The sequence below is a fragment of the Zunongwangia sp. HRR-M8 genome (assembly GCF_027594405.1).
GTDB lineage: Bacteria > Bacteroidota > Bacteroidia > Flavobacteriales > Flavobacteriaceae > Zunongwangia.
The window spans coordinates 3,817,963-3,844,519 of record NZ_CP115161.1 but is presented as its reverse complement, the minus strand read 5'-3'; the positions used below and the strand labels follow the sequence as shown (position 1 = coordinate 3,844,519).

Here is a 26,557-nt window from a genome sequence, read left to right as displayed (position 1 = left end):
TAAAGAATTCTTTTAGTAATTAGATAATTAGGAGTAAAAATATATATTTGTTATTGATCTTCAATTTAAAAGAATTTGAATGAACAAACTACTACACTACCTATCTCTTACGCTTATCTTATTTATGTCTAACCGTTTATTGTCTCAGCACGAAGTTAGGGGGCATTTGATAGACGGCAATAAAGAACCTATAAGTTTTGCTAATGTTATTTTAATGAATGCTGAAGATTCTACCACTGTAGTTAAAGGGGTTGTTTCTGAAGATGATGGACGTTTTTCTATCAAAGAAATTTCTGATAACACCTATCTTCTTAAAGTTAGTTTTTTAGGTTATGCTGAATACTTAAAGCAGATCGAAGTTGCTGGCGATACCAATCTCGGTAAAATTATAATGCAAGAATCTAGTGACGATCTAGGTGAAGTTACCGTAACTGCCAGAAAGCCAAAAATTGAAAGGAAAATAGACCGAATTTCTTTTAATGTAGAAAATTCATCACTTTCCGGTTTAACCACTTATGATATTTTAAAACGAACGCCCGGAGTAATTGTTAGTCAGGGACAATTATTGGTGAAAAACAGGCCAGCTACCGTGTACATAAACGACAGGAAAGTTTACTTAACAACCTCAGAGTTAGAACAACTTTTATCGGGTTTAAGCGGTGAGAGTGTAAAATCTGTTGAGGTGATTACAACGCCACCAGCCAAATATGATGCCGAAGGTGGTGGTGCTATTTTGAATATTGTAATGTCTAAAAACCCTTCGATTGGTTATAAGGGAAGTTTAAATGCTTCTAATACCATTGCTGTTGTTCCCAAATATAACATTGGTACTAGCCAATATTACAAGAGTAATAATGTAAATGCGTTTGCCAGTTACAACTTCAACGCAAAAAATATATATAAAAACGACGAAAGTAATGTCACCTATTTTGAACCGAACGGTACTGAAAATTCTACCTGGCTTGGCGATTTTGAGCGTGATACTAAAAACTATGCGCATAGCTTAAATACGATCTTAGATTTTGCACTTTCAGAAAAAAGTAAATTGAGCTTAAGCGCCAATTTGTTATTTACCCCAAAAAACGATTCCGATTTAAACGGAAGAACAGATATTTATGATCCTTCAGATAATTTAAATTCTTTATTTACAACCGATAGCCGATTAGAAAATGAATCTAAAAATCTATTATTCAATGCAGATTATTCCACGAGTCTGGGCGACAACGGCGCAGCATTATCGGCACAGGCTAATTACATTCGGTATGACGATGATCAGGATCAGGATCTAAGCACAACTTATTTTGACGGTATAGGTAATGAAATTAGAAATAATATGATTTTCACTCAGGCCTTTCAAAATACAGATATTTATACCGGGCAGGTAGATATTACGGCGAACATGGGAAATCTGCCCATAGAAACCGGATTAAAATATTCTGGAATAACTTCTAATAGTGGATTAGATTTTTATGATGGTGCTGAAAATGTTTTTAATACAGAATTATCTGATGCTTTAGATTACGAAGAGAATATCTATGCCGCTTATTTTAGTACTTCTAAAGATTTGGAAAAATGGAGTTTTAAGGCTGGTTTACGCGGAGAACACACTGATATTGCAGGGATTTCTGAACAAAACGGACTTGTAAACGACCAGGATTATTTTCAGTTATTTCCAACTTTTTATGCAATGCGGAGTTTGGGAGAAGAAAATTCGATTAGCCTGGAATATAACCGCAGAATCGAGCGTCCAAGATTTCAAAGTTTAAATCCATTTCAATATTACATAAACGAAAATAATGTAAAAGAAGGAAATCCATCTTTAGTACCAGGAATTTCAAACAAAATCAATTTTAATTATTCTTATAAAAGCTTTTTATTCTTCGATTTATATTGGGATCGCGTAGATAATTCACCTTCAGTTTTGGCATTTCAGGATAACCAAAATCAAATTCTAAGGACTTTAAACGATAATTTAGATTATACTCAGCAATTCAGCTTAGATATCACTTATGCCAATTACATAACCAACTGGTACTATCTTTACGGATACGTTTCAGCATTTTATATGGAGAATCAGTTTTATGCACTAGAAAGCGCTGCTGAAACTTACAAGATCGACACTTTTAGTACGTTTTTAAACATAGCGAACTATTTCTATTTTGGTAGCGATGGTACTTTCAGCGGAAATATAAACACGTATTTTCTTCCTAATATTCTGGCTGGATCTTACAAATACGAAGATCCTCAGTTTGGTTTAGATATCGGTTTGCGAAAAAGTTTTATGAACAAGAAAATTTCAGTGGCTATAAACGCTGAAGATCTTTTTAGAACCATGAATATCCCATTACAAAGTCAGTATTTAAATCAAGATAACGGATTTTATGCAATTTCAGAAACAAGAAGAGTTACCTTCAGTGTACGTTACAACTTCGGAAATTTCAGATTAAATGATAATAGCCGCGCGATTAATGCAGATGAAGAAACCAGACTTAAGGAAAGAAATGTTTTAGATTAGTTTTTTTAGTGGAAGATCATTAAAAATTACTGCTGAAATTATCGATTTTTGACTATTGTTTTTTCTGAAGTAATCGCTGTAAGAATTACGATTTAGGTTGCTTAATAGAAAAAAAATCGGGGATAGTCTTTAAACGCTTGAAAAAAAGGTAGTTTAATTGAATTTTAAATACTTCAATCTTATTTACTAATTTTGCACTTTCTAAAAATAAAAGACTGTGGCGAAAATAGGAGATATAGATGTAGGAGAGTTTCCATTGTTGTTAGCACCAATGGAAGATGTGAGTGATCCACCTTTTAGAGCTTTGTGTAAAGAAGAGGGAGCTGATGTGGTGTATACCGAATTTATCTCTTCTGAAGGCTTAATACGTGATGCAGCCAAAAGCACCATGAAGCTAGATATTTACGAGAAAGAGCGGCCTGTTGGTATTCAGATTTTTGGTGCGAATCTAGAGAGTATGCTACAATCGGTTGAGATTGTAGAAAAATCGGGCCCAGATATTATAGATATTAATTTTGGATGCCCGGTAAAGAAAGTGGTGTCTAAGGGTGCCGGTGCCGGGATTTTAAAAGATGTAGATCTAATGGTTTCTCTAACCGAAGCTATGGTTAAGCACACCAATTTGCCTGTAACGGTTAAGACGCGTTTAGGTTGGGATCACGATTCGATTAAAATTCTAGAAGTAGCAGAACGTTTACAAGATGTTGGCTGCAAAGCAATTTCTATCCACGGTCGTACCAGAGCGCAAATGTATAAAGGTGAAGCCGATTGGAAACCGATTGCTGAGGTTAAGAATAATACACGTATGCATATTCCGGTTTTTGGAAATGGAGATGTTGATACCCCTGAAAGAGCTATGGAAATGCGTGATAAATATGGCTTAGATGGGGCGATGATTGGTAGGGCAAGCATTGGTTATCCATGGTTTTTTAGAGAAGTAAAGCATTATTTTAAAACCGGAGAACATTTAGCGCCACCAACATTGCAGGAGCGTGTAGAAGCTGCGAGAAGACACCTACAGATGTCTATAGATTGGAAAGGAGAGAAGCTTGGTGTTTTTGAAACGAGAAGGCATTATACTAACTATTTTAAGGGAATTCCTCATTTTAAGGAATATCGTATGAAAATGGTTACCAGCGATGACTCTGTTGATGTTTTTAAAGCTTTTGATGAAGTAGAGAGAGATTTTGCGGGCTATGAGTTTGGCTAGTATTAAAAATTTAGATCTCCGCTGATAGATTAGAATTTAGAGAATAGAAGATAGACCGGGGAAGATTAATATTGTATAATTTACTGGTCTTTTTTTGCTGAAAGCTAAAAGATTAAAGCGGTGGTTTTTCTTCTAAATGTTAAGCTTTATATTATTAACTATTCCTTTAGTGCTTTTTTGCTTCTACTCGCAGCCAAAAAAGAAGCAAATAATCCTAAAATTCCTATCGTAAGAATAACTGTCAAAATATTACTAATCTCGATACTCACAGGGTAAGGAAGGCTTGGAGTGATCATTACCAAATCAAATTGCATTTGCAGGTAGATAAGAATAAGAGAAAACAAAAGTCCGATTCCACCACCAATAGTGCACATCAACATGCCTTGCGTAAAGAAGATATTCTTTATTTGTTTAGGAGTTGCACCCAAACTTTGCAGTGTTTTTATATTATTTTTTTTATCTAAGATCACCATGATAATCGATCCCACAACGTTGAAAAGCGCGATAATTAGGACTAGGGTGAAAATTAAATAGACCGCCAAATTCTCGGTGTTCAGCATTTTATAAAGTACTTCATTTAATTGAGCACGAGTCTTAATTTCAACATTATCGCCAAAAAACTTCAGAATATTCTCTTTTAGAATTTCTTCATCAGCTTCCGCAGACATTTTAATTTCTATGGCACTATATGTATTTTCATCTAAGTTTAGGAGACTTTGGGCAAAACTAATATTAGAAAAAACGTATTTTCCGTTGAGGTCTGAATTGATATTGTAGATCCCACTTACGATAACATTTTTTTGGTTGAATGCATCAGTAGGGTTAGTAATTTGTCCTTTCCCCGGTTTGGGAACTATCAATCGCATTAAGTGATTATAATTAAATATTCCGGGATTTAATTTTCTGGAAATATCTGCGCCAATCACCACCTGAGGCTCGGAAGAAGTAAACCAAGTACCATCTACCGAACTATCGATTTGTGTGACCTGTTGGTAACGCTCATCCACACCTTTTATAAATGCCCAGGCTGTCTTTTCCTGATATTCTAAAATAACCCGCTCTTCAATTGTTTTTGTGTAATTGGCTATACCTTCAATCTTATCAAAATCTGCTTCTTTTGTTTTAGAAAAAGCAATCGTTTTTCCTTTTTTTGGAATAACTTTTAAGTCAGGATCAAATTCATTAGAGAAAGCAAGACTAAATTCCCGTAAGCCAGAAAATCCAGATAAAACAATAAATAGAGAAAAAGCACCAGCAAAAACACCAATAGCTGCAATAATGGTGATTATATTAATTGCATTATTGCTGCTTTTAGAAAACAGGTAACGCTTGGCGATGTATAAGGGGAATCTCAAGTTTACGACTTTTTCCTACGCTCCAAAAGATCTGGATTGTTAATTGGGTCTTCCTCGCCTTGTAGTGATTTGTCTATATTTTCAATATATTCTAAAGAGTCGTCTATAAAAAAGCTCAAATCTGGCATTTTGCGTAACTGATTTTTGGTACGCATCGCCATCTCGTGCTTTATCTTATACTTTACTTCGTTTAATTCTTTTAGAATCTCCTCGGCATGTTTTTGCGGAAAAACACTAAGGTATGCTTTGGCTATACTAAGATCTGTTGTTACTTTAACTTTAGAAACAGAAATTAAAATTCCATTAATTCCGGCATCTCTTAAAAAATTATTTACAATTTCGGCCAGATCCTTTTGCAGTACGCCTCCTATTTTTTTCTGTCTATTTGTTTCCATGTTGCAAAAATAGTACTTTAAACTTAGCTGTAGATTTATTGAAGATAAGAATAATTATTTTAGTTGAATCTTTGCTCGATAATTGAGATTGCATGTGCTTATGGATGTCTCAGTATAAAAAGTAATTTATTAATTAAATTCCTCATTGAGTTGCTCTTAGTAAGCTTACTGAAATTAGGATGGATTTTAAATAATTTATAATGAAAAAGATTGAACATATAGGTATTGCCGTTAGTGATCTAGAAGCGGCCAATAAAACTTATGAAGCTTTAATGGGAAGGCAAAATTATAAAACTGAAGCGGTTTTAGCTGAGGGCGTAAATACTTCGTTTTTTGAAATTGGAGAAAGTAAGATCGAATTACTAGCAGCAACTTCAGCCGATAGTGCGATTGCAAAATCTATTTTGAAAAGAGGGGAAGGCATGCATCATATTGCTTTTGCGGTAGATGATATCCAATCTGAGATACTTAGGCTAAAAAATAAAGGTTTTCGACTTTTAAATGAAGAACCGAAAAAGGGCGCGGATAATAAGTTGATAGCTTTTATGCATCCCAAAGATACCAACGGAGTTTTAATCGAGCTTTGCCAAGAAATACAGTAAATTTTTAAGGGAAGTGCTTTATCTTCAAAGGATTGAATGTTAGGTATCCACTAATTTTAAAAAATGTTTGGCACATAACAGAGATTTATCTAAATTTGCGCACCCATAAGTAAAATTATGGACTGGTCCTATAGCTCAGCTGGTTAGAGCACTTGACTCATAATCAAGGGGTCCCTGGTTCGAGCCCAGGTGGGACCACCAACAAAATCAGGCCTTACAGAGATGTAGGGCTTTTTTATTTCTTCTTGGGTACAACATATGTACAACATTTAAGAAGGCTTTTCTTTTTTAGAGGGGCCAACAACATTTTTTAAAAGGATTGGGTAAATATTTCCAAACTTTGGCATTTTCTTTTTACTAACATTACATTAATGTATATTGTTCGAGTTTTATTTTTAAACAATTCTTCATATGGCTAATAAAAGCAGGGTAAATTTTGTTGTTACTGATTTAGATGATACTATCTGGGATTGGTTAAAAATGTGGTATTCTTCTTTTGAGCCTTATCTAAAAAGAATTTCCTTGGAATATGGTATTGACATAGAAGAATTAACTGATGACTTTAAAAAAGTTCACCAAAGATATAGAACTTCGGAATCCTCTTTTATTTATAAGGATTTAGAGACACTTAGCAAGGAAAATAAAGCCACGTTTGAATTAGCCAAAGCTGGGGGTAAAAGTATTCTTCATGAATATTATTCATTAAAAAAAAATAATTTAGAATTATATACAAATGTTCTGGAGACCCTGCAGAAGATAAAACAAGAAGGAGCGATGGTTATTGGTTTTACCGAATCAAATGCATTTTTCACTAAATATAGGATAAAACATTTGCAGCTAGATGGTTTGTTCGATTGTATTTATGCTCCTATTGATATGGAGGTTCCGGAAACAGTTTATCGCCACTATTCTGAGGAGTCCTGGGAACCAAAGAAAACAGAGTTTCGATATTTAGCAAAAAACACTAGGAAACCAGCTCCTGAGATTCTGGAAATTATAATTAGGGATTTCAAAGCTTCCAAAGAGAACACTATATACATAGGTGATAAGCTAGACAAAGATATATCTATGGCGAAAGATGCAGGTATTACTTGTGTTTATGCAAAATACGGACATAAAATTGAATCAGAACAGTACGAACTTCTTAAGAAAGTTACCCATTGGACTAAAGAAGATGTGGAGCGGGAAATTGAATTTAAGGCGAGTCATCAAACAATGCCTATAGCGGATTATACTCTGGAAAAATCCTTTAAGGAATTAGAAGGATATTTTACTTTTTATCAGTTTCCTCAAACTAAATTTATAGAGCCAAGTTATGATAATATTATTCAAGTATGGGCAAAAACTATAGATGTTCAACAACATTTTAATGATATTGCCTTAAGAATACGTAATATTACTCTTACTGTTTTTACGTTCTTAATTGGAGCTATTGGTTTTACTACAAAAGATCACCTATATATTACTATTTCAGACAATGCTGTTTCTTACACAGCATTGATTGCTGCATTAGGAATAATAATTATTGCAGCTTTTTTTTATATGGACCGATACTGGTATCATAATTTGCTAGTAGGTGCTGTTAACCAAGGTTTAGAGATTGAAAAAAAATGGGGTAATATTTTTCCTGAAATGAGACTTACTAATTCTATTGGGAATTCCAGCCCTCACACTTTTGTACTATGGAAGATCCATTCTAAACATAAGTTTCTAATATTTTATGGGATATTAGCAGGTTCTATGTTTCTAATATTTTGTTTGACAATATAAAATGTTACAGAAACTAAACTTTATGTTATAATGATCTGTAAAATTTTTATTAAGAATGATTTTATCTCCCTTTTTGAGCCTTTATTTTTTTCATCTAATCTTGGATAGCGGTAAAGGTTTGATATAAGGATCTATTATTTTAATTTGAAGAAAGGGCTGATCAATGTTATTTTTAACCTAGAATTCTTTTATAACAGCATTTAAGCGGATGAAGTTGTCGGCAACTCTAATAGTATAAAAGTCGGTGTAGAGTTATGAAACACGCTTGGAGCAGTTCCAAGCCTGAGATTTAACTTAGCTTTATTCTTATTACACTTATTCACATAAGAAGCTATAGATCTGATGTTATTAGAATTTAATTGCTAATGAAGGTTTGTAATTTTTGATTTCGGGGATGTAATGCTATTTTTAACTATAAGTCTATCCAGTATTTCCATTTTTTTTGTTTTTTCAATATTTAGTGGGAAACAAATGGAAATGAACATTTTCTTTAAAAGTATCATTTTTTGTCTGCCGTCCAGCTATTCAAACATATTGTAAGTCTTCATTTCGTTTTTTGGCATTACCAATAAACTTTCTTCATATTCTAAGCGATAGGAGAATTTTTTTGTAAAATTAATCCCACATTTTTCTTCATTGCCACAAGTAATCTATTAATTTTTTCCACTTATTTTTCTTTTGGCTATATTTAATAGTCTGAAGCGTTGGTAACTATGGAAAAATTTATTCTTGAATCCGGGAAAGCACTGGCCAGGTTAAGAACCGGAATAAATGATTTCATCGAGGACAAAATAGAGGGAAATGTCACGAACGTGATTCTTTTTATCCTTGCTTTTTATATTTTTTTCGTTACCAGCTTCAGCTTAATTTTCGGAATCCAGACCATAATAGATGGTTATGGTTATTTTCTTGTCCTTTTTATAATTCTGGCGATAGTTTTGGTCTGGCTGGCCATATTCTATGAATCAGATAAACACCTGGAGACTGATCGGCATAATTTCAAGGTGCAACCCATTGATAAATACCGGATAAGGTTTGAATATATCAATCTTGATAAAGATTCTCAAGAGCAATTCTTAAGATTGCTTAAAGGAAGGCGGGTACAGCAGAAGATCAATTTCACGGTGGGAAATAAAAGCAAGGACTCTGCGAACCACCGGGTGCTTTTTGTCTTATTCGATGAGTTATTGGTTGGCGGCATCCAGGATCTTTCCGGTGACAGGAAACAGGATTTTTTCCAGTTGCTGATGACCTCCTTCCTGATGAACCTTGAACCCATGAAGGAGAACACCCTGAAAACCAGTTTTTCTGCATGGAAAAACGACCAGGAGAAAGACAACTCCAGGAATCAGCGAAAATTTATCCGGCAGATGCTGGGAGTGGAAAGAAATTAAAATTTATAATCTTTTTATTCTTCTAGTATTGTCTCGATCGCTTTTTCCAGCAGTTCGTCTTCATCGTTTACAGTTCCCTTGATAGTTAGTTGGAGTTACTTCAATATCTGGAACAATACTTGTTCTTTGGGTTTCCTCCCTCCAAGAATAGTTTACCCCGAGCCTGGAAATAAGCGTTCTAATCCTCCGTTAAGTAAGACCTCAGAAATATAAATTTACCCTTGATTCCGGAAACCTACCAGAATGCGTCCGGGTAGATGCTAAAATAAAGAATAATTAAAGCGTAATTCCCTCCTTATTTGAGTTATTGTATTGATTTATAGGTATTTGCTTTCATAGGTTTGTTCTGTACTAATCGTTAATCTTAATCGTAATTGTTATGACAGAACAGGAACAAGTAGTGGTTTTACTGGAGGATATCAAGGCTCTGCTATCCCACAACAAAAAAGTAATGAACGTGGATGACCTGGCGCAGTATACCGGGCTTTCCAAAAGCAAGATCTACAAGCTTACCCATTTGCGCCTTATCCCTATGGGGAACAACCCGAACATCCGCCAGAAGTTTTTCGACAAGGAAAAGATCGATGCCTGGCTCATGGGGGAACCGGACCTATCCGATGCCTTCCTGGAGGAACAGTTCAACAGGGACCTCTTAAAGAACCGTAAGTAGTTCTTCTTTATTCATCCTTTAAAAGACCTAATGATGAAAAAGCAAAACTATATCCGGGTGGGCACGAACTATTACAAGCTGGTTCGGCTGCCTACTATCTCGGGGGACTTTAATGAGATCCTGGTACCCTGGAGTATTGAGACGCTACGGAACGACCACGGCAAGGCATTTATCGGTAAGATCAAAAAATATGATGGTTTTACCTGTATTCCCAGCCACCTGGATTTTAAGCAGGAGATATTTGGGTTTTATAATACCTATGCTCCTTTGCCCCATATCCCAGCAAAGGGACCGATCGATCATTCGCTTCGTTTTGTGAAGCATATTTTCGGACAGCAGTGGGAATTGGGGCTGGATTACCTGCAGCTTTTATACTTAAAGCCGATCCAGGTACTTCCTATTTTGTGCCTGGTTTCAAAGGAGCGGGTAACCGGTAAAACCACCTTCCTGAAATGGCTGAAAGCTATTTTTGACAATAACCTTACCTACCTGACCAATGATAACTTCAGCAGCCAGTTCAACGCGGACTGGGCAAATAAGCTACTCATCTGTATTGATGAAGTATTGTTCAACAGGGAGGAGCTTACCGAACGGATCAAGTACCTGAGCACTACTGATTTCAATAAGCTGGAGGCCAAGGGCAAGGATAAGCGGGAAGTGGAATTCTTCGGGAAATTCATCCTCTGCAGTAACAACGAGGATAATTTTATCAAGATCGACAGCGCGGAAACCCGTTTCTGGGTATTGAAAGTACCCTCGTTAACAAAGGAGGAAACGAATTTTCTGGAACTGCTTCGAGATGAAATCCCCGCATTCCTGGAATTCTTAAAACACCGGAAACTTTCCACTTCCCATAAGACACGTATGTGGTTTTCCCCGGAACAGATCCGTACCACTGCCCTTGTAAACCTGGTACGGCATAACCGCAACCGGGTGGAGAAGGAACTGGCCAGTTTGCTTTGGAACGTCATGGATACCCTGGACCTGGAGGAGGTGGATGTGTGTCCCCTGGATGCCTTGCACGCCTTAAACCGGACCCGGGTTAAAACGGACCTGACCCAACTGCGCCAGATCTTAAAGAAGGACTGGGGGTTGAGTAACCAGGCCAATTCGTTGAGCTATAAGCGGATCATGGTGTGGCAGGAGGGCGGCCTGGGGCTAACGGATGCCAGGGGAAGGTACTATACGATCAAACGATCATTCCTGCTTAGCCATTTTGGGGAGGACCCGAAATGATGCAGTGATGAAAAATTGATGAGGGGCGCTAAGGCCAATGGGAATGGGCTTTTTAAAACATTTACCCATCGTTTTCGCCCTCAGGGAATTTAGTAAACAATTTTACCTGAAGTTTTTTACTCTTTTTTTGATGAATGATGAGCAATACTCTTTAAGGCCAGTGTTTATAAGGGTTTTCGGCCTCATCGTTTGCTCATCGTTTCTTCATCAAAATAAAAGTGATGAGCAGGAATAGGGGAGTTTAAAGGGATTTAATTTTTAAAAATCAAAAGTATGAGAACAACAGGAACACCTGGGATAAGCTGGGAAAGAGCCCGTAATGTTTGCATCGTAAAAACGCTTGCAAAATTAGGGCACTTTCCCAGCAAAACAACGGAAAAAGAAGCCTGGTTTCTGAGTCCCCTGCGGTCAGAAACACATGCCTCTTTCAGCGTTTCTTTAAGAAAGAACCTCTGGTATGATTTCGGAATGGGAAAAGGGGGTAATGTTATTGACCTTGTTATGCTGGTAAAGTCTTTTTCTAACAGGGAAGCTTTGGAATTTTTGGAAACCGGTACGATCGCTACTTTTTCACCACCTGTAAAGAAGCCGGTGGTGAAACAAGGGATTAAGGTGCTGAAGGTGGAAACTTTAAAGCACCGGGCGTTAATCAGTTATTTGGATTTCCGGAAGATTCCTGTTGAAGTTGCCAGGGTCTATTGCGCCCAGGTATGGTACCAATATAAAGACCGGCAGTTTTATGCCATAGGACTACGGAATAATAAGGGCGGCTGGGAACTTCGCAATAAGTACTTTAAAAATTCCAGTAGTCCCAAGACCTATTCCTTTATTCAAAATGGTTCAAGGCAGCTGGTTATCACGGAGGGGATGTTTGATTTTCTATCCCTGGCGACTATGGAGGAAGTTTTGGTGAATTCTTCAGATGCTATCGTTTTAAATTCCCTGGCTTTTGTGGATCGTATTAAAGGCTTACTTCCGAAATATGAGCGGGTATTACTGTACCTGGATAATGATACTGCCGGTAAAAAAGCGGCTGCTTCCCTTTTACAGCTTTATAATCATATCACCGATTGCAGTGATTCCTATAGCGGGTATATAGACCTCAATGAAAAACTGAAGGATGAAAAGGATCGGAGGGAGTAAGGAGGTTGCTGTACTTAAAGCGGGGAGTGCCGAGTGGGAAGTTATTTTTCTGGTAAGCCCTCGGTTGGATGAAAAGTATGGTATTAAAGATTCAAAAGTGGAGCGGGAACAAAAGCAGCTTCAGCAGGCAGTTCCAGTTTCGAAAAAGCAAAGCAAGATGTGTCATTGTAATGACAATCTTGCTTTGCGCCCGGTGGTTGCAAAGATTTTAAAAGGAAAAAGATGAAAAGGGAATACATCCAGGTGCGGTGTTCGATCTATGAGAAGAAGCTGCTCCAGAGAAGGGCGGCCAGGGCAGGAATTTCACTTTCAGAATATATCCGTGCTACTGCCTTTGATAAGAATATCGTGGAAAGGCTCACTCCTGAACAACTGGAGACCTACCAGATGCTGGTACAGTACAAGAACAACTTTAGCCGTATCGGGAATATGTTTAGAAAGCGGGATCCAAAACTGGCCAGGGAGGTGGAAGACCTGGCGAAAGAAATCAGGAAACATTTAAAAAACTTTAAAAAATGATAGGGAAAGGACATGCTATTTCCAGGACCAGGGCTTCCATAGCCTATGGCTGGAACCAGGAAAAGGAAGCTGAAATTGTGCTCAGGGAACATGTGGCCGGGGATACTCCCGGCGAGATCGCCGAAGAGTTCAGGATTATCCAGTCGCAGAATGAGCGCTGCACCAATAACACCTTAAGCTTTATCGTCAGCCCGAACATTGAGGACGGGAAGGACCTCAGTAAAATGGACCTGGAAGAGGTCGCTAAAAAGTTCTTAAAGGAGATGAAGCTTCAGGACCATCAGTCCATTGGTTTTGTTCACAGGGATAAGGCGCATACGCACATCCATATCTATACCAACAGGATCGGCTTTGATGGGAAGACTTACAATGACCGGTTTATCGGGAAACGAAGCCAGCTCGCGGCAGATAATGTTGCCAGGGAATTGGGCTTTATAAGGGTTCGGGAAGTACAGCAGGAAAAGCTTCAGGAGTTAAAGGGTTTGCGACAGGAGATCAGGAATATACATGACCGGGTACTCCAGTCGAGGCCAAAATCCCTGGATGAGTATATCAGCAAGATGAGGGCCCAGAAGGTGGAGGTGATTCCTACTATCAATAAAGCGAACCAACTGCAGGGTTTCCGGGTGGAATACAAGGGGGTGAACCTTAAGGCCAGTGAAGTTCACCGGTCGATGAGTGGTAACAGGTTGATCCCTGCTATCTCGCAAAACCAGGGTTTTAAAAGGCTAACGCAGGCGCCAAAGGAACTGCAGGTCTTAAACAAGACGGTGCAGCTAAGCGGTAACCTGTCTACCAAAATAACCAAGGAGCTTTTAAAAAGGGCCTTGAAAGTAGTAAGGGATACCGGGATAGGATATGGATATTAAATAAATAATTGAGTTATGAAAAAACTAGATGAAATTATGGAACTGATGGCCGATGAAATGGCTGATTTTAAAACTGCGGTGCTGGAACTTCAAAAGTTATCTAAGCAATTGGTATCTATGAGTATTCCCATTAGCACCGATGCTTTGGAAAATAATCTAGGCATATTCCTTAAAAAGCAGGAAGCAGAAAAGGAAATAACCGATGAAATCTTAAAAGAGATAGACAGGAAATTAAAACGTGCCAGGATCATACCCAATTACCTGCTTATCCTTTTCGGGATACTTGGAATTCTTGCTTTGGGCCTGGTGGGGTATTTTGGGTATACCGCCAATGAAAAACTGGAGGAAAGCTTTTCGGTTTACGGGGCGATGATGGAAATGAAATCTCAGAATACCCAGTACGAGGATTATTTTGCAGCATACCCGGAAGTCCAGGAGGAATACTGCAAGTGGCTAGAGGATGGATACCAGGGTTTGTAATGACAAATGGTCTGTATAAAGGTACTTTTGATTTTCGGAAAATGTTACGGAAACCCCCGGTAAACCCGATGGAATTTGTGGTAAAAACTTTCCTTGCCACTACTAATTTTTTTAGCAGTGGTGGATAGGACGTGGTTTCCAAGAGGATAGGAAGGTCCTGAAAATAGGATAAAAATTATTGTTATTAATAAAGGAATTTAATGCGATCCTATGCTGTTTTTACAGTACTTCCCGTACGCTAAAAAAACAACATGGGATCCGGCGTAGCTTATGGTTGATATTGGGGTAGGAGGTAATTGTAAGATTGTAAATTAAAATTTTAGATCAGGAATAGGTAGAATAATTCAATACAGGGGTTGTTCTAGGACTAATGGGACATATAAGACAAATCTTAAATCTTATTTGGCAAATGTTAACCTAACTATTTAGGCTTAAATTAGTAGAATGTAAATTTAAAGGGGATGGGTTTTTTAAAATCGTTCCTTAAAATAATACTTTAAAGCCAAGTTTTAATCCCTTATAGACAAGTATTTCTTTGTTATTTAGTTTGTGTGAAAGAGTAGTTTGGGAGAGATGATTTCAGCCAGCTTTTGAAAAAACTCCCGAATTGATAAGTTTTCTTCCATTTTTGATAAGTATTTTTTTGTTACTTATAAAAGATTGATTGAAAGGAACATCGAAGTGATCTTCTCTTCGTTTGTTCTAATAAAGCCTGGAAGATGTTTGAAGCCGAGTACATAAATATGGAGTTGACTGATGGTATTCTATTTTTAGAATACAGGGATGAACTTGACCTAAATTTGGAAAAAGCAAGGGAAATATTAAAATCGAGGTTAATTTTTCAACAAGACAGCGAATATCCAGTGTTTTGCGATACTTCAGGTATTCGAAGCGCAGAACCGGAAGCCCTGGAATTTCTTGCAGATGAAGGTGTGCTTCTTATCAGGGCTGTAGCTTTTTATACTAAACATCCCCTTGATAACCTGCTCACCGAATATTTTGTTAGAACTTATGGAAAAAAAGTTCCCGCCAAAGTATTTAATCATAATCACCAGGCTATTCTATTTTTAAAGCCCTACTGCGAATGAAGTAATCAAAAAATATTAAAATATGGAACGCGAATTTAATAGGTTAACCCTACAAGGTGTTTACCAGATGTTATATGAAATAGGGAAGGGAAATTTCGGTTTTCAAATTATAAGAACCGGGTTTCGTGATGAATTAGAGGCGCTCATTGCCGTTTTCAACGTCAATGCTAAAAGGCTCAATCGAAGTCGCCAACAGTTTCTTTGGGCTAATCGATATAATGAAGTAGTGGTTATAAGTACGCTGACCTTTTTAATAGATGAAAATCTTCAAATTCTGGATTATAAATGTGATGGGGATGTTTTTGGCGACATAAAACAACAGAACAGCTTAAAGGGAAAGTCTTTTGGAAATTTATTGACCCCTAGTTCCAATTTGGAGTTTAGAAAAAATATCCGGAATTTACTTAGTACAGGAGAAAACTTTATAAACCTTCAACTCGCTTATGAGTTTTATAAGGTTCTGGAGCTTAAACTGGATACAGTGGTTGCTAAAGTAACGCATGATGGCCATAGCAGGTTCACTATTCACTCATCACTCCTTGATTCCCAAAAGGATAAATTTTTTAACTTAAAGGAAAACGAGTCGATAAATAAGATTTCTATTTGGGATCAGCAGCTTTTCCTGAATATAGAGGAATATATCCTGGACCATATTAATGAGCCTTCTAAGAAAAATTACGAACTGGCACGGATGTTTAATACCAACGAGCATAAAATCAAGACTGGATTTAAAAAAGTAGTTGGGCTTACACCTAAGCAATACCATAAAAAACATCGTATCATTCAATGTAAAATCCTGGTCGAAAATACCGAATATTCTTTGCACCAGATAGCAATTAAAATGGGCTTCAAAAGCTATCCCAAATTTTCCAGGTATTTTAAAAAGGAGGTGAAGATGACCCCCAAATCGTACCGGGAACGGAGTAAAACCCATAATGTTTAATAAATTCTCTCCCAATTTGATAAGCTTACCTCCACTTCTGTCACTTTTTATTCTGCAATTTTACATCATTGATAATCAATAAAGAACGTGAGATGAGAAATTAATTGATTTTCCAAAAATAAGATCGAGAAACTGTTTAAAAAATAGAGCCTTTAGATCTGGAGTAGACAGATAGTTTGAATTTTTTGAAGAACAGAAATATAGAGAAAGAGATATTAAAAATATTATTGCGCGATAGTGCAGGTGAGGCCGAATACCTGTTTTATAACGGCATTTTATATTAACAATTAAATTTTTTAATGATGAGAAATGTAAAATTTTTATTACCGATGTTGGCATTCATTTGTGCCATTGGAATGGCTTTTGCCACCGTAGACCTTAAACCTGATCCAGAACCAGAAATGCAAGCCATGGATTATATCTTATTGGATGGTGAATGGGAAGCGATACCTGAGCAAAATTGTCAAGGTACTGATGATATTTGCCGAGTACAACTGGGAGCTAACGGACCTGTGTTCGAGGTATTTGATGAGCTTGGCGATAACAATGCAAAACCAAGTGGTGAAGGTACACCCCAGGTGATCAACTTGTAGTGTATTTTAATAAGTCCATCGAATGGCGATGGACTTAAACCCTTAACATTTAATTTCTAATTTTTCATAATATTAAGTTTTAAACAATATCCCTTCAGCCATTTATCTGAAGGGGTTTTTTAATTCCAATATAACTATTACCCGTTGTATCAAATATACCTGTCCGTTTTCACTTTCTATTTTAAGTCTTGATAGCCTTCAGGATAGGCTTGAAATAGTTGTAATTTTGCCACATTCATAAATTTCTTCGCGGCTTTATTGATATCTTCCAGACTAATAAAATGCTCCAAAAGAGTTCCGTATTCTAGTAACTCCTTCTCTAGGTTTTCTGAATTCTCTAATTTTTGTTGAAGATAATCTGGCCAAAAATTGAAATACCCAAATCTGTTGAACCGATTTTCGTAAATTCTTAATTCATTTACTATAGCCTTTTCAAGCCACTCCTTGTCAACCCCTTTATCTCTAAGTTTTTTAAATTCCTCTTTTGCATTGTTTAACATTCTTTGCTCATCTCCTAATTCACTATCGAAGGTAATTTCAAAGGCATAAATGCCATTAGCTCTATCCATCCAGATTCCTCGGGCGGAAGGTGCATAACAACCATCTCTCAATCGTGCAAAAATTCGTTGGTTTAGTGCTTTCGATAAAAGTTGAAGTTCAACTTGCGTTTTAGTGTCTTCAGGAATCTTAATCGGAAAGTAAAGCTTGGTATATACTTGATTAGTATTCTTAAAGTATAGTTTCTCAGTCATCCTTTTAAAAGGGTAATCCAATTTATTATCCGTATGGATAACTTTAGGCTGAGTAGGAAAAGCTCCAAGTGTGTTAGCTAAAACGGGTAATAATTCATCTTTGCTGAAATCACCGGTGATTACGAAAGTAAAACCAGATAAATCTGAAAAATATGAACTAGCTGCTTCGAATACTTCATCCATTCTAAGAACTTCCAGATCATTTATTCCAAGAACAGGAATTTCAGGGTAGCAGATAGCCTTTATTTTATCCATTATAAATTGCGAGGAACCTCTAATTGATCTACCCTCTAAATTTACTAATTGATCTTTTTTAAATGCTTTAAAAGCTTTTTCATCCTGTCGAGGTTTGTTTAGATAAAGGTATAGTAAATTTAGAAGTTCAGGAAGATCTTTAATTTTTGCTTTTCCAGATATAAGCTGATTTTTCATATTAGTACTCAACCGTAATTGAAGCCCATTATCTCTCATATATTCATCTATTTGAAATTTAGTATAAGGACCCGCTCCACTGTATTGCAAGACTTCAGGAACTGTAGCTACTGCCTGATATTTTTGCCTATTATTTTGAGGTGCAGGATTAGGGCGAAATGCTTTCAATTCCACAGTATTCTCAAAATAATTATCCTGAGGATTAGTAGGTTTTAGGACTAACTTAATGTTATTGGGAAGTAAGACAGTGGAAACTTCTATTGAATTTTCCTTTACAGAAAGCTTTTCCGTTATATCAATACTTGGAATTTTTGCAACTTCTGATAGACTGGTTATAGCTGACTTAGGAGGCTTCAAGGGCTCGATATTCATTGAGTCTACCTCTTCGATCCATTCTTTGAAAAGTTGAAGTTCCGGGATTGTCTCTTTCTCTCCTTTGAGGAAAATAAAGTTTGTATTTTCCTTTAAAGTAGCATATTCCTGAGAATAATTTTTCATATCGTTCAGGCTTATTTGACTCAAAATTTTTGAGACCAGGGTGTACTCTACTTGTGGATTTGGTGCGGCTTTATCACGAATAAAATGATGTGCATATTTATTAGCCAATGAATGAGAGGTGATAAATCTATCTTTCTGATATTTTTCTTTCAATTGTAATTTGGCTTCTTCCAATGCTTCAATCCGAAAATTAAGATGCAATTGTTTCCAAGAAATTATTCCCCTTTGAAAGCGGTCTTTTAAATTTTCAGCACTGCCGCCTTTCAGATCTAATCGCATTAAGGTAGCATTAACCTGATTCCCCGGGAGCAAATTTGACCGGTAATTCGGCTCGAACTTTTCAAATGGAGGTTCGTATTGGTTCTGAAGCGGTTTGAGTTTTTCGGAAAGAAGAATATCATAGATTTGTTGCAAGAGCATCATCCGGTAATCTTCTATTGTCTTTGCACTAAATCCAAAATTTGGTCTTGAACGAATGATCTCTATTTTTAACCCCGGATGAAGGCTGTCAATGACAGTACTAAATTTATTTTTTCCATCAAAACTCACGGTAAATTTATCCAGGTACACCTGTTCATTTTTAGGTTTTTTTGGCATCTTAAGATCAGAAAATCGATGTTTGACAAGGTTTTCCATACTATCCAAATTTATATCACCTACTATTATAGCAGCTTGCAAGTCGGGTCTATACCAGTCCTTATAATAGCGTTTCAGGGCTTTAGGCTTGAAGTCTTCAATATTTTCTCTAAATTTTGTCCGTGGAATAATTTTATATCCATAACCTCCCAAAACTTCCCGTTCTATTATGTAGCTTCTCCATCTTCGATAAGGATCACTATTTCTCATTTCCCCTAAAACCGCTGCCCGTTCAACGGATATTGATTCTTGTGACCAACTCTGGCCCTGGCTCCATTCCCGTAAAACCTTTACGCCATCTTTAAGATTCTGACTGGTGCTGGATGGAATACTAAGATCATATGAGGTAAAAGGATGTCCCGTTTCTGCCCCACTAATGCCTCCCAGGTCTCTAAAATGCTTCCTAATATTTTTAAAACTTTGAGTTTCTTTAGCTAATAAATGTTCCAAAAGATGCGCATATTCTAACTGGTCTTCGTCTCGATGAATACGTCCTGCTTTAACAATCAATTGGAGTTCTATAGTTTTTTCAGGAAAATTATTCTTCCTCAAATAATAAGTGAACCCATTATCCAGTCTTCCGTATCGAACCGTACTATCCAGGGGAATTAATTCTTGTGCGATATGCTCATTAGTCTGGGCCGGAGAACTCCGAAATGCTATTAAACAAATGAATAAAAACATTCGAAGTTTTTGATAATTGTATGTTTTAATAACCATCGTTTTGCGTTAGATTGGGGTTTCTCATTCTTTCTTCCGCTGGAATTGGATACCAGATATCGGTATATTCCCATTGTGGGTTCTCATGACCAATAACCGATTCTACCTTCCCTGTGCGTTTTAGATCCAGCCAACGATGGCCCCATTCGGTAAATAATTCTTTTCGTCTTTCTCCCATGATTTCTTCTAATAATGAGGTTTCACCAATTTCCGTATTGGTTTCAGTTAATGAATCTAGTCCTGCTCGCTGGCGAATTGTATCCAAATCCTCCAGAGCACCGGTTAGGTCTCCCCGGTGGATTCTTGCCTCTGCTCGGATGAGATATTGTTCTGCTAAGCGCAAGACCATAGAATATTCCTCGATAGGAAAATCTGTACTATTCCGAACCTTATATTTGTGAGAGAAATAAACTTCCAAGTTGTTATGGTATTCAATCCAATCTGTTAATCGTTTATCTTCTTCCTGAAATACCTGAACGAAATCTTCTTCCAGTTGAAAGCTAGCCAGAAAAGTAAACACTGGATCAATGATAAAAACACTGCCTTCATTGGTATGTGTTGAAAAACCACTGCCAATTGGTGATATTTGCCATATGGCTTCCCTGCTGTTAGCTAAAAAAACCTCATTAAGATTTTCAAGAATTTCATAATGAGATTTGGCCTGTATTACAGCAGTACTGTGGTCTTCTGCCTTTTCCCAGTCTTCTAGAAAGAGGTACACCCTGGCCAACAGTGCACGAGCAGCATAACTGTTTACCTGGGTTCGCTCCTCATCCCTATATTCAATATTTAAAAATTCTTGTGCCAGTTGTAAATCATTAATAATTTGCTCGTATACCTCCGAAATAGGCGCACGGGTGCTTAACTGATTTTCCCGGTAATCTGTAGATAGTATTAATGGGACATCATTGTATAGGTTTACCAGGTAGAAGTAGGTGAAAGCCCGAATAAAACGAGCTTCTCCCTCTAGTTGCACGTTGAGGTCAGTACTAATTTTATCAGAACTTCCCAGACCTTCTAGCAATGAATTTGTCATGTAGATAACAGCGTATGCACTGGACCACAGATCCAGGTTGTTGGTATTTTCAGGTAATAGTTCATTTGCTTCAAACTGCATCCGGGTTATGTTTGTGGTATTTATATTTCTAATATTATCTCCAGATAAACCAGCAAGCACAGTAACGCTACTTCTTTGACCGTTTGAAAAAGCAGATAAAAAAAGTTGATTATAAATACCTGTCATAGCACTCCTTGCTGTGGCATCATCATTAAATACAATTTCTTTTACCATTTTGTTTTCTGGCGCTGGCACATCTACAAAATCTTCACAAGAAGGGAAAAGACTTATTGCCATTATTATTATGCAGGTCCTTATTATATATTTTCGTTTCATAATATTTTCATTTAAAAATTAATTTCTAAGCCACCGGTGATTGTTCTTAATTCTCCAATGCCTGTACCGTAAGGTCGGTCCGGATTTCCCTCATAGGAGGATGCCGTAAGTAAATTTTGACCGTGTACGAATAACCTGCAGTTTCCGATGCCTATTTGCTGTAGTAGATTTTTTGATAAATTATAAGAAAGGGAAACGGTTTTTAGACGGAGATAGGAGGCGTCTACAATTGGAAAAATGGTATTTTGAAGCTGTACATAGGAATTAATGGAGGCCGGAGATTGAGAAATAAGCTGGTAAGGGCTGTCTTCTTCCAGGCCGGCCAAAACAGCTTTCGTGGAGTTGGCAATATTGCCTCCGGTGAAGGAAATAAGTCTCCCTTCTTGCTTTACAAATTCCAATAAAAACTGCAAAGAGAAATTCTTATAGGAGATATTGTTGCTTAGACCTCCAAAAAAAGTTCTGTTTCTATTTTCTATAATCAATCGGTCCTGGTAATCATAACTGCCATCATTGTTAATGTCTCTTATAGTGTATAAACCGGTTTCAGGGTCTAATCCTGTGTATTCATATAAAAGGGAAATATTTAATGGATAACCAACCCGGTAGGTATTTGAATAGGAAGATTGTTCAATATCTGGATAACTAAGCAGTTCATTTTTTGGAAAGCTGATATTAAAGGAACTCTGCCATCTGAAATTTTCAGAATCAACATTCAAACTGGTGAGTTCAGCTTCCCAACCTGTATTTTCTACAGTAGCTGGTAAATTGGCCTGGACCGATGTAAAACCTGCCATTGCGGGAAGAGGGTAGCCCACCAATTGATTTGAAGAGCGATTTCTATAATAACTTAAACCTAGACGAATGCGGTCATCTATAAACCCAAGTTCAATCCCTCCTTCTAGTTTTTTATTAATTTCCCAGGAATAATTTGGATTGGCCAGCCCTGTAGGATAGAGACCACCAGGGCCTCTGGTAGCTTCATAAGCATCTAAGTAACCATAATCTCCAATTTGATCATTTCCCGTAGTACCATGACTTCCCCTAAGCTTCCCAAAACTTAAAAATGGTACAGCTTTTTCCATAAACTTTTCATCACTAAAGATCCAGCCAGCACCTATTGCACCAAAGTTGGCAAAGCGATTATCCGGTCCAAAACGGGAGGATCCATCGCGTCTGCCAGTAAAATTTAAATAATACTTTCGATCCCAGTTAAGTCCAATCCTTGAGAATATAGCTGCATACCGGTAAGTAGTATTTCCCCGTCTTGCATTAGTAATACTTTCTGCGGCACCTATATTTCCTATTAGTGCTTCAGAGGCATAACCATCTGCTTGGAAGCTTTCTAATATATCTTTATTTTCCTGAAGGGTAGCACCAACAATAGCGTTCAGGTTTAATTTACTCCAACTTGCAGTATAATTTAATTGAGGTTCGATTATCCAGGAGTTTCGCCTGGAGCTTAAATGAAAAGATTTATGTGTTATGGAACTCGAAGGGTTATATGATCTAATGGGTTGTTTTCGAAGTTCCCTTACATCGTAATTGGTGTAACCCAAACTGGTTTTAAATTGTAATCCATTCAGCAGCTCATAAGACAAACCAAGGTTTGAAATAAAGTTATTGGTTTGCGTATTAGTGGAATTATAGTAACCTGCAAAGGGATTATCCAAACCAGCTGCTCCCCATTCTTCCCAATTTAAGCTTTTGTCCTGGTTAAAAACTGCCGGAGCATTGGGAGGTAATAAGGCAGTTGAAGAATTAAAATTTATGCCCCCCACAAGATCATTGACATCCACACCATAATTAACCAATAAGTCTAACTGAAACTTGTTATCATCCGATCGATGGTTTAAATTTAAGCTACCGGTTAATTTCTGATAGTCGTAATCTCCGGGGTATACAGTACCCTGTGAAAAATAAGAACCTCCTAATCTGAAGGAGGTGTTTTTATTTCCTCCGGAAAAAGTAAGGTTGGCCTTTGTAGTTTCAGAGGTGCCACCAAAGAGAAAATCCTGCCAATCGGTATACCTTTCCTGGTCCCAGATTAGTAAGTCGTAAGCATTGCGTTCTGTAAGCTCTACCCCATCATTTTCAAATGCCCTTCTTCTTACACTTAGGTATTCTTCGGTATTCATTAGATCCAGGCGATTGGGAACTGTGGCTACCCCGGTATAAAACCTGGCATCCAAACTTGTACCCATTTCTGAACCTTGCTTTGTGGTTATTAAAACCACTCCATTTGCACCCCGAGAACCATAAATTGCTGTGGCATCTGCATCTTTTAGAATCTCTATGCTTTTAATATTTGAAACATCCAGGTTATTTAGAGGATCTATCCCTGCTTGTGATATTAGGGAGTTGCTTTCTACGGGTGTGGAATTAATAGGAACTCCATCTATGATATATAGAGGAAAATTTCCTTCTTCCCGTAAACTGTTAGTACCCCGAATTCTAATGGTAGGGGCAGCGCCCGGGTGATTTCCTCCCGCAGGGGTTATCTCAACCCCAGCCATTCTTCCCTGAAGAGCTTCTATAGGGTTTACCACCGGCTGCAACTCTATTTCTTCGGCAGTAACTCGTGAAATATTACCCGTGCTTTCCCGCTTCGTAGTATTATAATATCCCGCATTTATTTGTATTTCTCCCAGGGCGGCGATGTCTTCTTCGAGTTGTACGTTAATTACTTCCCGGCCATCTACTGCTATTTCCTGTTTTTTATAGCCTATATATCTAAATACCAGCGTGGCATTCGCCGCTGTGGTAATGCTGTATTCGCCATCTAAATTAGTCACCGAGCCGCGTGTGGTATTTTTTACTATTATACTCACCCCCGGAATAGGTAGGCCGTTTGTATCGGTTACTATACCCGAAACTTCTTGCTGCTGCAAGGGTAGGGTAGTAGTGGTTGCTGCAGTTGCAGACTTTGAAAGGAAGAAGAGTATCCCGCCAATAATAATTAGCGCCACCCATTTAAGGCGCGAGTAATTATTTTTCATAATTTTGCGTGTGATTTAAGTGAAACATTGTTTTACTTAAGCTTAGGCCTTCCCCGCTCAGACGTCAATCTCAGGGGAGGGCCTTTTGAGCTTAATTCAAATAGCCCCCAATACATTTATTAAAAATGAAGGGGAATCCCGGCTCCCTATAGCCGAAATTGTAAACCTATTACTAATGTTCCCAAAGCCCTTGTAGGGGCTTTTCCCAACCCACGCTGTAAAAAAACATAGGGTATTACAGCACCCACGGGATTGTAAAAATTTTGCTTATCCCGCAATAAGCTTACGATTAGACATAAGATTAGACAACCAAAACAGTTTATTTTGGGATTGCGGAACTTAAAAAATTGTAGAAAATCACTTTGAAAATTATGAAGAGAAATGGCCTATTTCGCGAAAACAAAAAAGGGCGTGGCTCAACTTAACGGATTGAGGTACTGGTATACCTTGGAAACGATAAGTGAGATGTCACGCCCCGGGCCGTGAGCATCCTTGCTTATCCTCTCGTTTCCTAAAAATTACCAGTTTTCAATCCGAGATTCAAAGCGAATGCTTCTAATGTTTTACTTTAAGAAGTTTCGCAAATATATTATATATGAGATAAATATATAAAAATAAAAATAGTAAACCAAGTGGCTTACTGTTTTTATTTTTTCTTTTTCGAAATTGGCGTATATGGCCGAGCTTACCCAAGAGAATATAATCCTTGCTAATAAAATAGCGACAAGAATTAAACAACTACGTGAAGAAAAAACAGGTCCTGTGCAAATGGATTTTGTTCGAAAATATAATGTTGAAAAACAAATTATTAGTCGTTGGGAAAGTCATATAAAAATTAATACGAAAACGGGTGCTAAATCTGGTAGAGGAATTACTATTTATTCTGTTGAAGAATTCTGCAAAATCATAGGAATAAAGCTTGTAGATTTCTTTGATGATGATTTATTCCAATAGGTTTTAATCTTTTGAATATTTATTGAGGAAGATTCTTTGATACTATTTTATTCACTTTCTCAATTACGGTTTTCCAGAACCTTCTTTTAATTTAATCTTTTATATTTAGCGGAACTGTGTTTATTTAGACATATTTCTATAGTGAGTTTGCATTTGAAGAAAAAAATGGATGGAAGTAACATCTATAGCTGAAAAATTACTATTTGTAATTGTAAGAATTGACACGATAAATGCGAAAGGGGAAAAACGGTTCTGAAACTGGTTTTATTTCTTCGCATAAGTATAAAGAAAATGAAGCCTTATGTATTGTAACGAATAAGTATGTTGTTAAAAATGCAGTAAAAGGTGGTATTACTTTTATGAAGAAAAAAATAAAAAACCAACTCTAGGAACCTCATTTAGACTTGAACTTGATGATTTTTAAAAATTATGGAAAGGAAACGATGATCCAAATGTGGATATTACAGTAACACCATTAATTCCATTGTTAGAACAAATTAAGAAAAGTCATAACGTAGATATATATTTTCAACCATATTTCATCTGATAATATACCGACAGAATCTCAAATCAAAGAAATTGATGCCATTGAAAATATAACTTTTGTTGGATACCCAAATGGAATTTGGGATAGGAAAAACTAATACCCCAATTTTGATACGAGGTACTACTGCGACACATTACTCTGTCGATTGTGAAAACGAAAAGAAGTTTTTAATTGACGCATCTGTTTCCGAGGTTCAAGCGGTAGTCCTGTATTTTATATAACTCAGGCTCTTTTACGAAGAAGGTTGGAGGAATAATTGCAGGGTAGTAGACTTTATTTTTTAGGAATAGTAGCAGCTGTTTTTTAGAACTTCAGTTAACGAAATTGTAAGCATTCCAATTCCTACTTCAAAAAAAAAATGTCTCAGTTGGTCAAGAAATAATTGACTTAGGTTTTGTGTTTAAAGGAAATATCGTTAGCTAAACTATTTAAGACGAGATTTATAAGGAAATTGTTGGATGAATAAAAACTAATGACAATAACTAAGTAATTGGTTGTTCTTGCATACTTCTGAAAGTCCTCGCAGATTTTCAGCTTTGTTTATAATTACAAAGTTAAGTGCTAACCTACTACTCATAAGCGAAGACGTTATGAGCAAGTTAAAGGAACAATATTAATTATTACAAAATTCATTTATGATAAGGAAAATTGAACTTTGGAATTGCAATAAATCCAGATTATCAAAACAACACTCAACAAGTAGAATAGCAAATAACGGGTTTTAACGAAAAAGTGTAATTTCAAAAACGAATAAAGAAAACAAGCCAAAAGATTTCTGAATTACATTGAACAAAAAGGTGGAGCCAAAACCAGAGTACTGTCCACGAGCATTGAGAAGCTAACT

Annotated in this window: 22 protein-coding genes and 1 tRNA gene; 18 read left to right on the top strand and 5 right to left on the bottom strand. The window is 36.9% G+C overall.

The features are described 5' to 3' along the window. Positions 1-79: 79 nt before the first annotated feature. Both PBT89_RS16715 and dusB read left to right on the top strand, forming a co-directional pair. Positions 80-2,515 (top strand): outer membrane beta-barrel protein, encoded by a 2,436-nt coding sequence (locus tag PBT89_RS16715; protein WP_270062833.1) that lies wholly within the window; start codon positions 80-82, stop codon positions 2,513-2,515. Between the two features lie 217 nt (positions 2,516-2,732). After that, positions 2,733-3,725: a tRNA dihydrouridine synthase DusB gene (gene dusB, locus PBT89_RS16710; RefSeq protein ID WP_270062832.1), complete on the top strand. Its 993-nt coding sequence runs from the start codon at positions 2,733-2,735 to the stop codon at positions 3,723-3,725. A gap of 158 nt (positions 3,726-3,883) precedes the next feature. On the opposite strand, the gene PBT89_RS16705 is transcribed toward dusB, so the two are convergent. Further along, complete coding sequence (locus tag PBT89_RS16705; RefSeq protein WP_270062831.1) at positions 3,884-5,080, bottom strand: ABC transporter permease; 1,197 nt, start codon at positions 5,078-5,080, stop codon at positions 3,884-3,886. Between the two features lie 2 nt (positions 5,081-5,082). After that, positions 5,083-5,475: a 30S ribosome-binding factor RbfA gene (gene rbfA, locus PBT89_RS16700; RefSeq protein WP_270062830.1), complete on the bottom strand. Its 393-nt coding sequence runs from the start codon at positions 5,473-5,475 to the stop codon at positions 5,083-5,085. Positions 5,476-5,675: 200 nt separating this feature from the next. On the opposite strand from rbfA, the gene mce reads away from it, so the two are divergent. The 14 genes from mce (at position 5,676) to PBT89_RS16630 (ending at position 16,782) form a co-directional block, all read left to right on the top strand. Next, positions 5,676-6,077, top strand: a complete 402-nt coding sequence (gene mce, locus PBT89_RS16695) for a methylmalonyl-CoA epimerase (RefSeq protein ID WP_270062829.1) — start codon at positions 5,676-5,678, stop codon at positions 6,075-6,077. A 124-nt stretch (positions 6,078-6,201) separates the two neighbouring features. Then, positions 6,202-6,278 (top strand) — tRNA-Ile (locus PBT89_RS16690). A gap of 210 nt (positions 6,279-6,488) precedes the next feature. Next, the gene (locus PBT89_RS16685; RefSeq protein ID WP_270062828.1) at positions 6,489-7,847 is read left to right on the top strand and encodes an HAD family hydrolase; all 1,359 of its coding nucleotides are present in this window, start codon (positions 6,489-6,491) and stop codon (positions 7,845-7,847) included. Positions 7,848-8,560: 713 nt separating this feature from the next. Continuing rightward, positions 8,561-9,241 carry a hypothetical protein gene (locus tag PBT89_RS16680; RefSeq protein WP_270062827.1) on the top strand — a complete coding sequence of 227 codons (681 nt, stop codon included), beginning with the start codon at positions 8,561-8,563 and terminating at the stop codon, positions 9,239-9,241. 379 nt (positions 9,242-9,620) lie between these two features. Next, on the top strand, positions 9,621-9,911 hold the full coding sequence (locus PBT89_RS16675) for a helix-turn-helix transcriptional regulator (protein ID WP_270062826.1): 291 nt from the start codon (positions 9,621-9,623) through the stop codon (positions 9,909-9,911). Positions 9,912-9,941: 30 nt separating this feature from the next. Beyond that, the gene (locus PBT89_RS16670) at positions 9,942-11,147 is read left to right on the top strand and encodes a primase-helicase family protein (protein ID WP_443089603.1); all 1,206 of its coding nucleotides are present in this window, start codon (positions 9,942-9,944) and stop codon (positions 11,145-11,147) included. 273 nt (positions 11,148-11,420) lie between these two features. Next, positions 11,421-12,290 carry a toprim domain-containing protein gene (locus tag PBT89_RS16665; RefSeq protein ID WP_270062825.1) on the top strand — a complete coding sequence of 290 codons (870 nt, stop codon included), beginning with the start codon at positions 11,421-11,423 and terminating at the stop codon, positions 12,288-12,290. Further along, complete coding sequence (locus tag PBT89_RS16660) at positions 12,268-12,516, top strand: hypothetical protein (protein ID WP_270062824.1); 249 nt, start codon at positions 12,268-12,270, stop codon at positions 12,514-12,516. Before PBT89_RS16665 ends, PBT89_RS16660 begins: the two co-directional genes overlap by 23 nt. Continuing rightward, positions 12,513-12,809 (top strand): mobilization protein MbpA, encoded by a 297-nt coding sequence (mbpA, locus tag PBT89_RS16655; protein WP_270062823.1) that lies wholly within the window; start codon positions 12,513-12,515, stop codon positions 12,807-12,809. The genes PBT89_RS16660 and mbpA overlap by 4 nt, the downstream gene beginning before the upstream one ends. Next, entirely contained in the window at positions 12,806-13,678 is an 873-nt protein-coding gene (locus tag PBT89_RS16650) for a relaxase/mobilization nuclease domain-containing protein (protein WP_270062822.1), read from the top strand. The genes mbpA and PBT89_RS16650 overlap by 4 nt, the downstream gene beginning before the upstream one ends. 15 nt (positions 13,679-13,693) lie before the next feature. Then, the gene (locus tag PBT89_RS16645; protein WP_270062821.1) at positions 13,694-14,158 is read left to right on the top strand and encodes a DUF6730 family protein; all 465 of its coding nucleotides are present in this window, start codon (positions 13,694-13,696) and stop codon (positions 14,156-14,158) included. Positions 14,159-14,877: 719 nt separating this feature from the next. Beyond that, positions 14,878-15,246, top strand: a complete 369-nt coding sequence (locus tag PBT89_RS16640) for a DUF7793 family protein (RefSeq protein WP_270062820.1) — start codon at positions 14,878-14,880, stop codon at positions 15,244-15,246. A 22-nt stretch (positions 15,247-15,268) separates the two neighbouring features. Next, the gene (locus PBT89_RS16635) at positions 15,269-16,189 is read left to right on the top strand and encodes a helix-turn-helix domain-containing protein (protein WP_270062819.1); all 921 of its coding nucleotides are present in this window, start codon (positions 15,269-15,271) and stop codon (positions 16,187-16,189) included. Positions 16,190-16,488: 299 nt separating this feature from the next. Beyond that, positions 16,489-16,782, top strand: a complete 294-nt coding sequence (locus tag PBT89_RS16630) for a DUF6520 family protein (RefSeq protein WP_270062818.1) — start codon at positions 16,489-16,491, stop codon at positions 16,780-16,782. A 176-nt stretch (positions 16,783-16,958) separates the two neighbouring features. On the opposite strand, the gene PBT89_RS16625 is transcribed toward PBT89_RS16630, so the two are convergent. Genes PBT89_RS16625 through PBT89_RS16615 form a run of 3 tightly spaced genes read right to left on the bottom strand, consistent with a single transcriptional unit; the run spans position 16,959 to position 24,212 of the window. Further along, on the bottom strand, positions 16,959-19,784 hold the full coding sequence (locus PBT89_RS16625; protein WP_270062817.1) for a M16 family metallopeptidase: 2,826 nt from the start codon (positions 19,782-19,784) through the stop codon (positions 16,959-16,961). 25 nt (positions 19,785-19,809) lie between these two features. Next, entirely contained in the window at positions 19,810-21,213 is a 1,404-nt protein-coding gene (locus PBT89_RS16620; RefSeq protein ID WP_270062816.1) for a RagB/SusD family nutrient uptake outer membrane protein, read from the bottom strand. Positions 21,214-21,224: 11 nt separating this feature from the next. Further along, entirely contained in the window at positions 21,225-24,212 is a 2,988-nt protein-coding gene (locus PBT89_RS16615; RefSeq protein ID WP_270062815.1) for a SusC/RagA family TonB-linked outer membrane protein, read from the bottom strand. 675 nt (positions 24,213-24,887) lie between these two features. Here PBT89_RS16615 and PBT89_RS16610 point away from each other — a divergent pair. Next, on the top strand, positions 24,888-25,166 hold the full coding sequence (locus tag PBT89_RS16610) for an XRE family transcriptional regulator (protein WP_270062814.1): 279 nt from the start codon (positions 24,888-24,890) through the stop codon (positions 25,164-25,166). 230 nt (positions 25,167-25,396) lie between these two features. Continuing rightward, positions 25,397-25,555 carry a hypothetical protein gene (locus PBT89_RS16605; RefSeq protein WP_270062813.1) on the top strand — a complete coding sequence of 53 codons (159 nt, stop codon included), beginning with the start codon at positions 25,397-25,399 and terminating at the stop codon, positions 25,553-25,555. Positions 25,556-26,557: the final 1,002 nt, after the last annotated feature.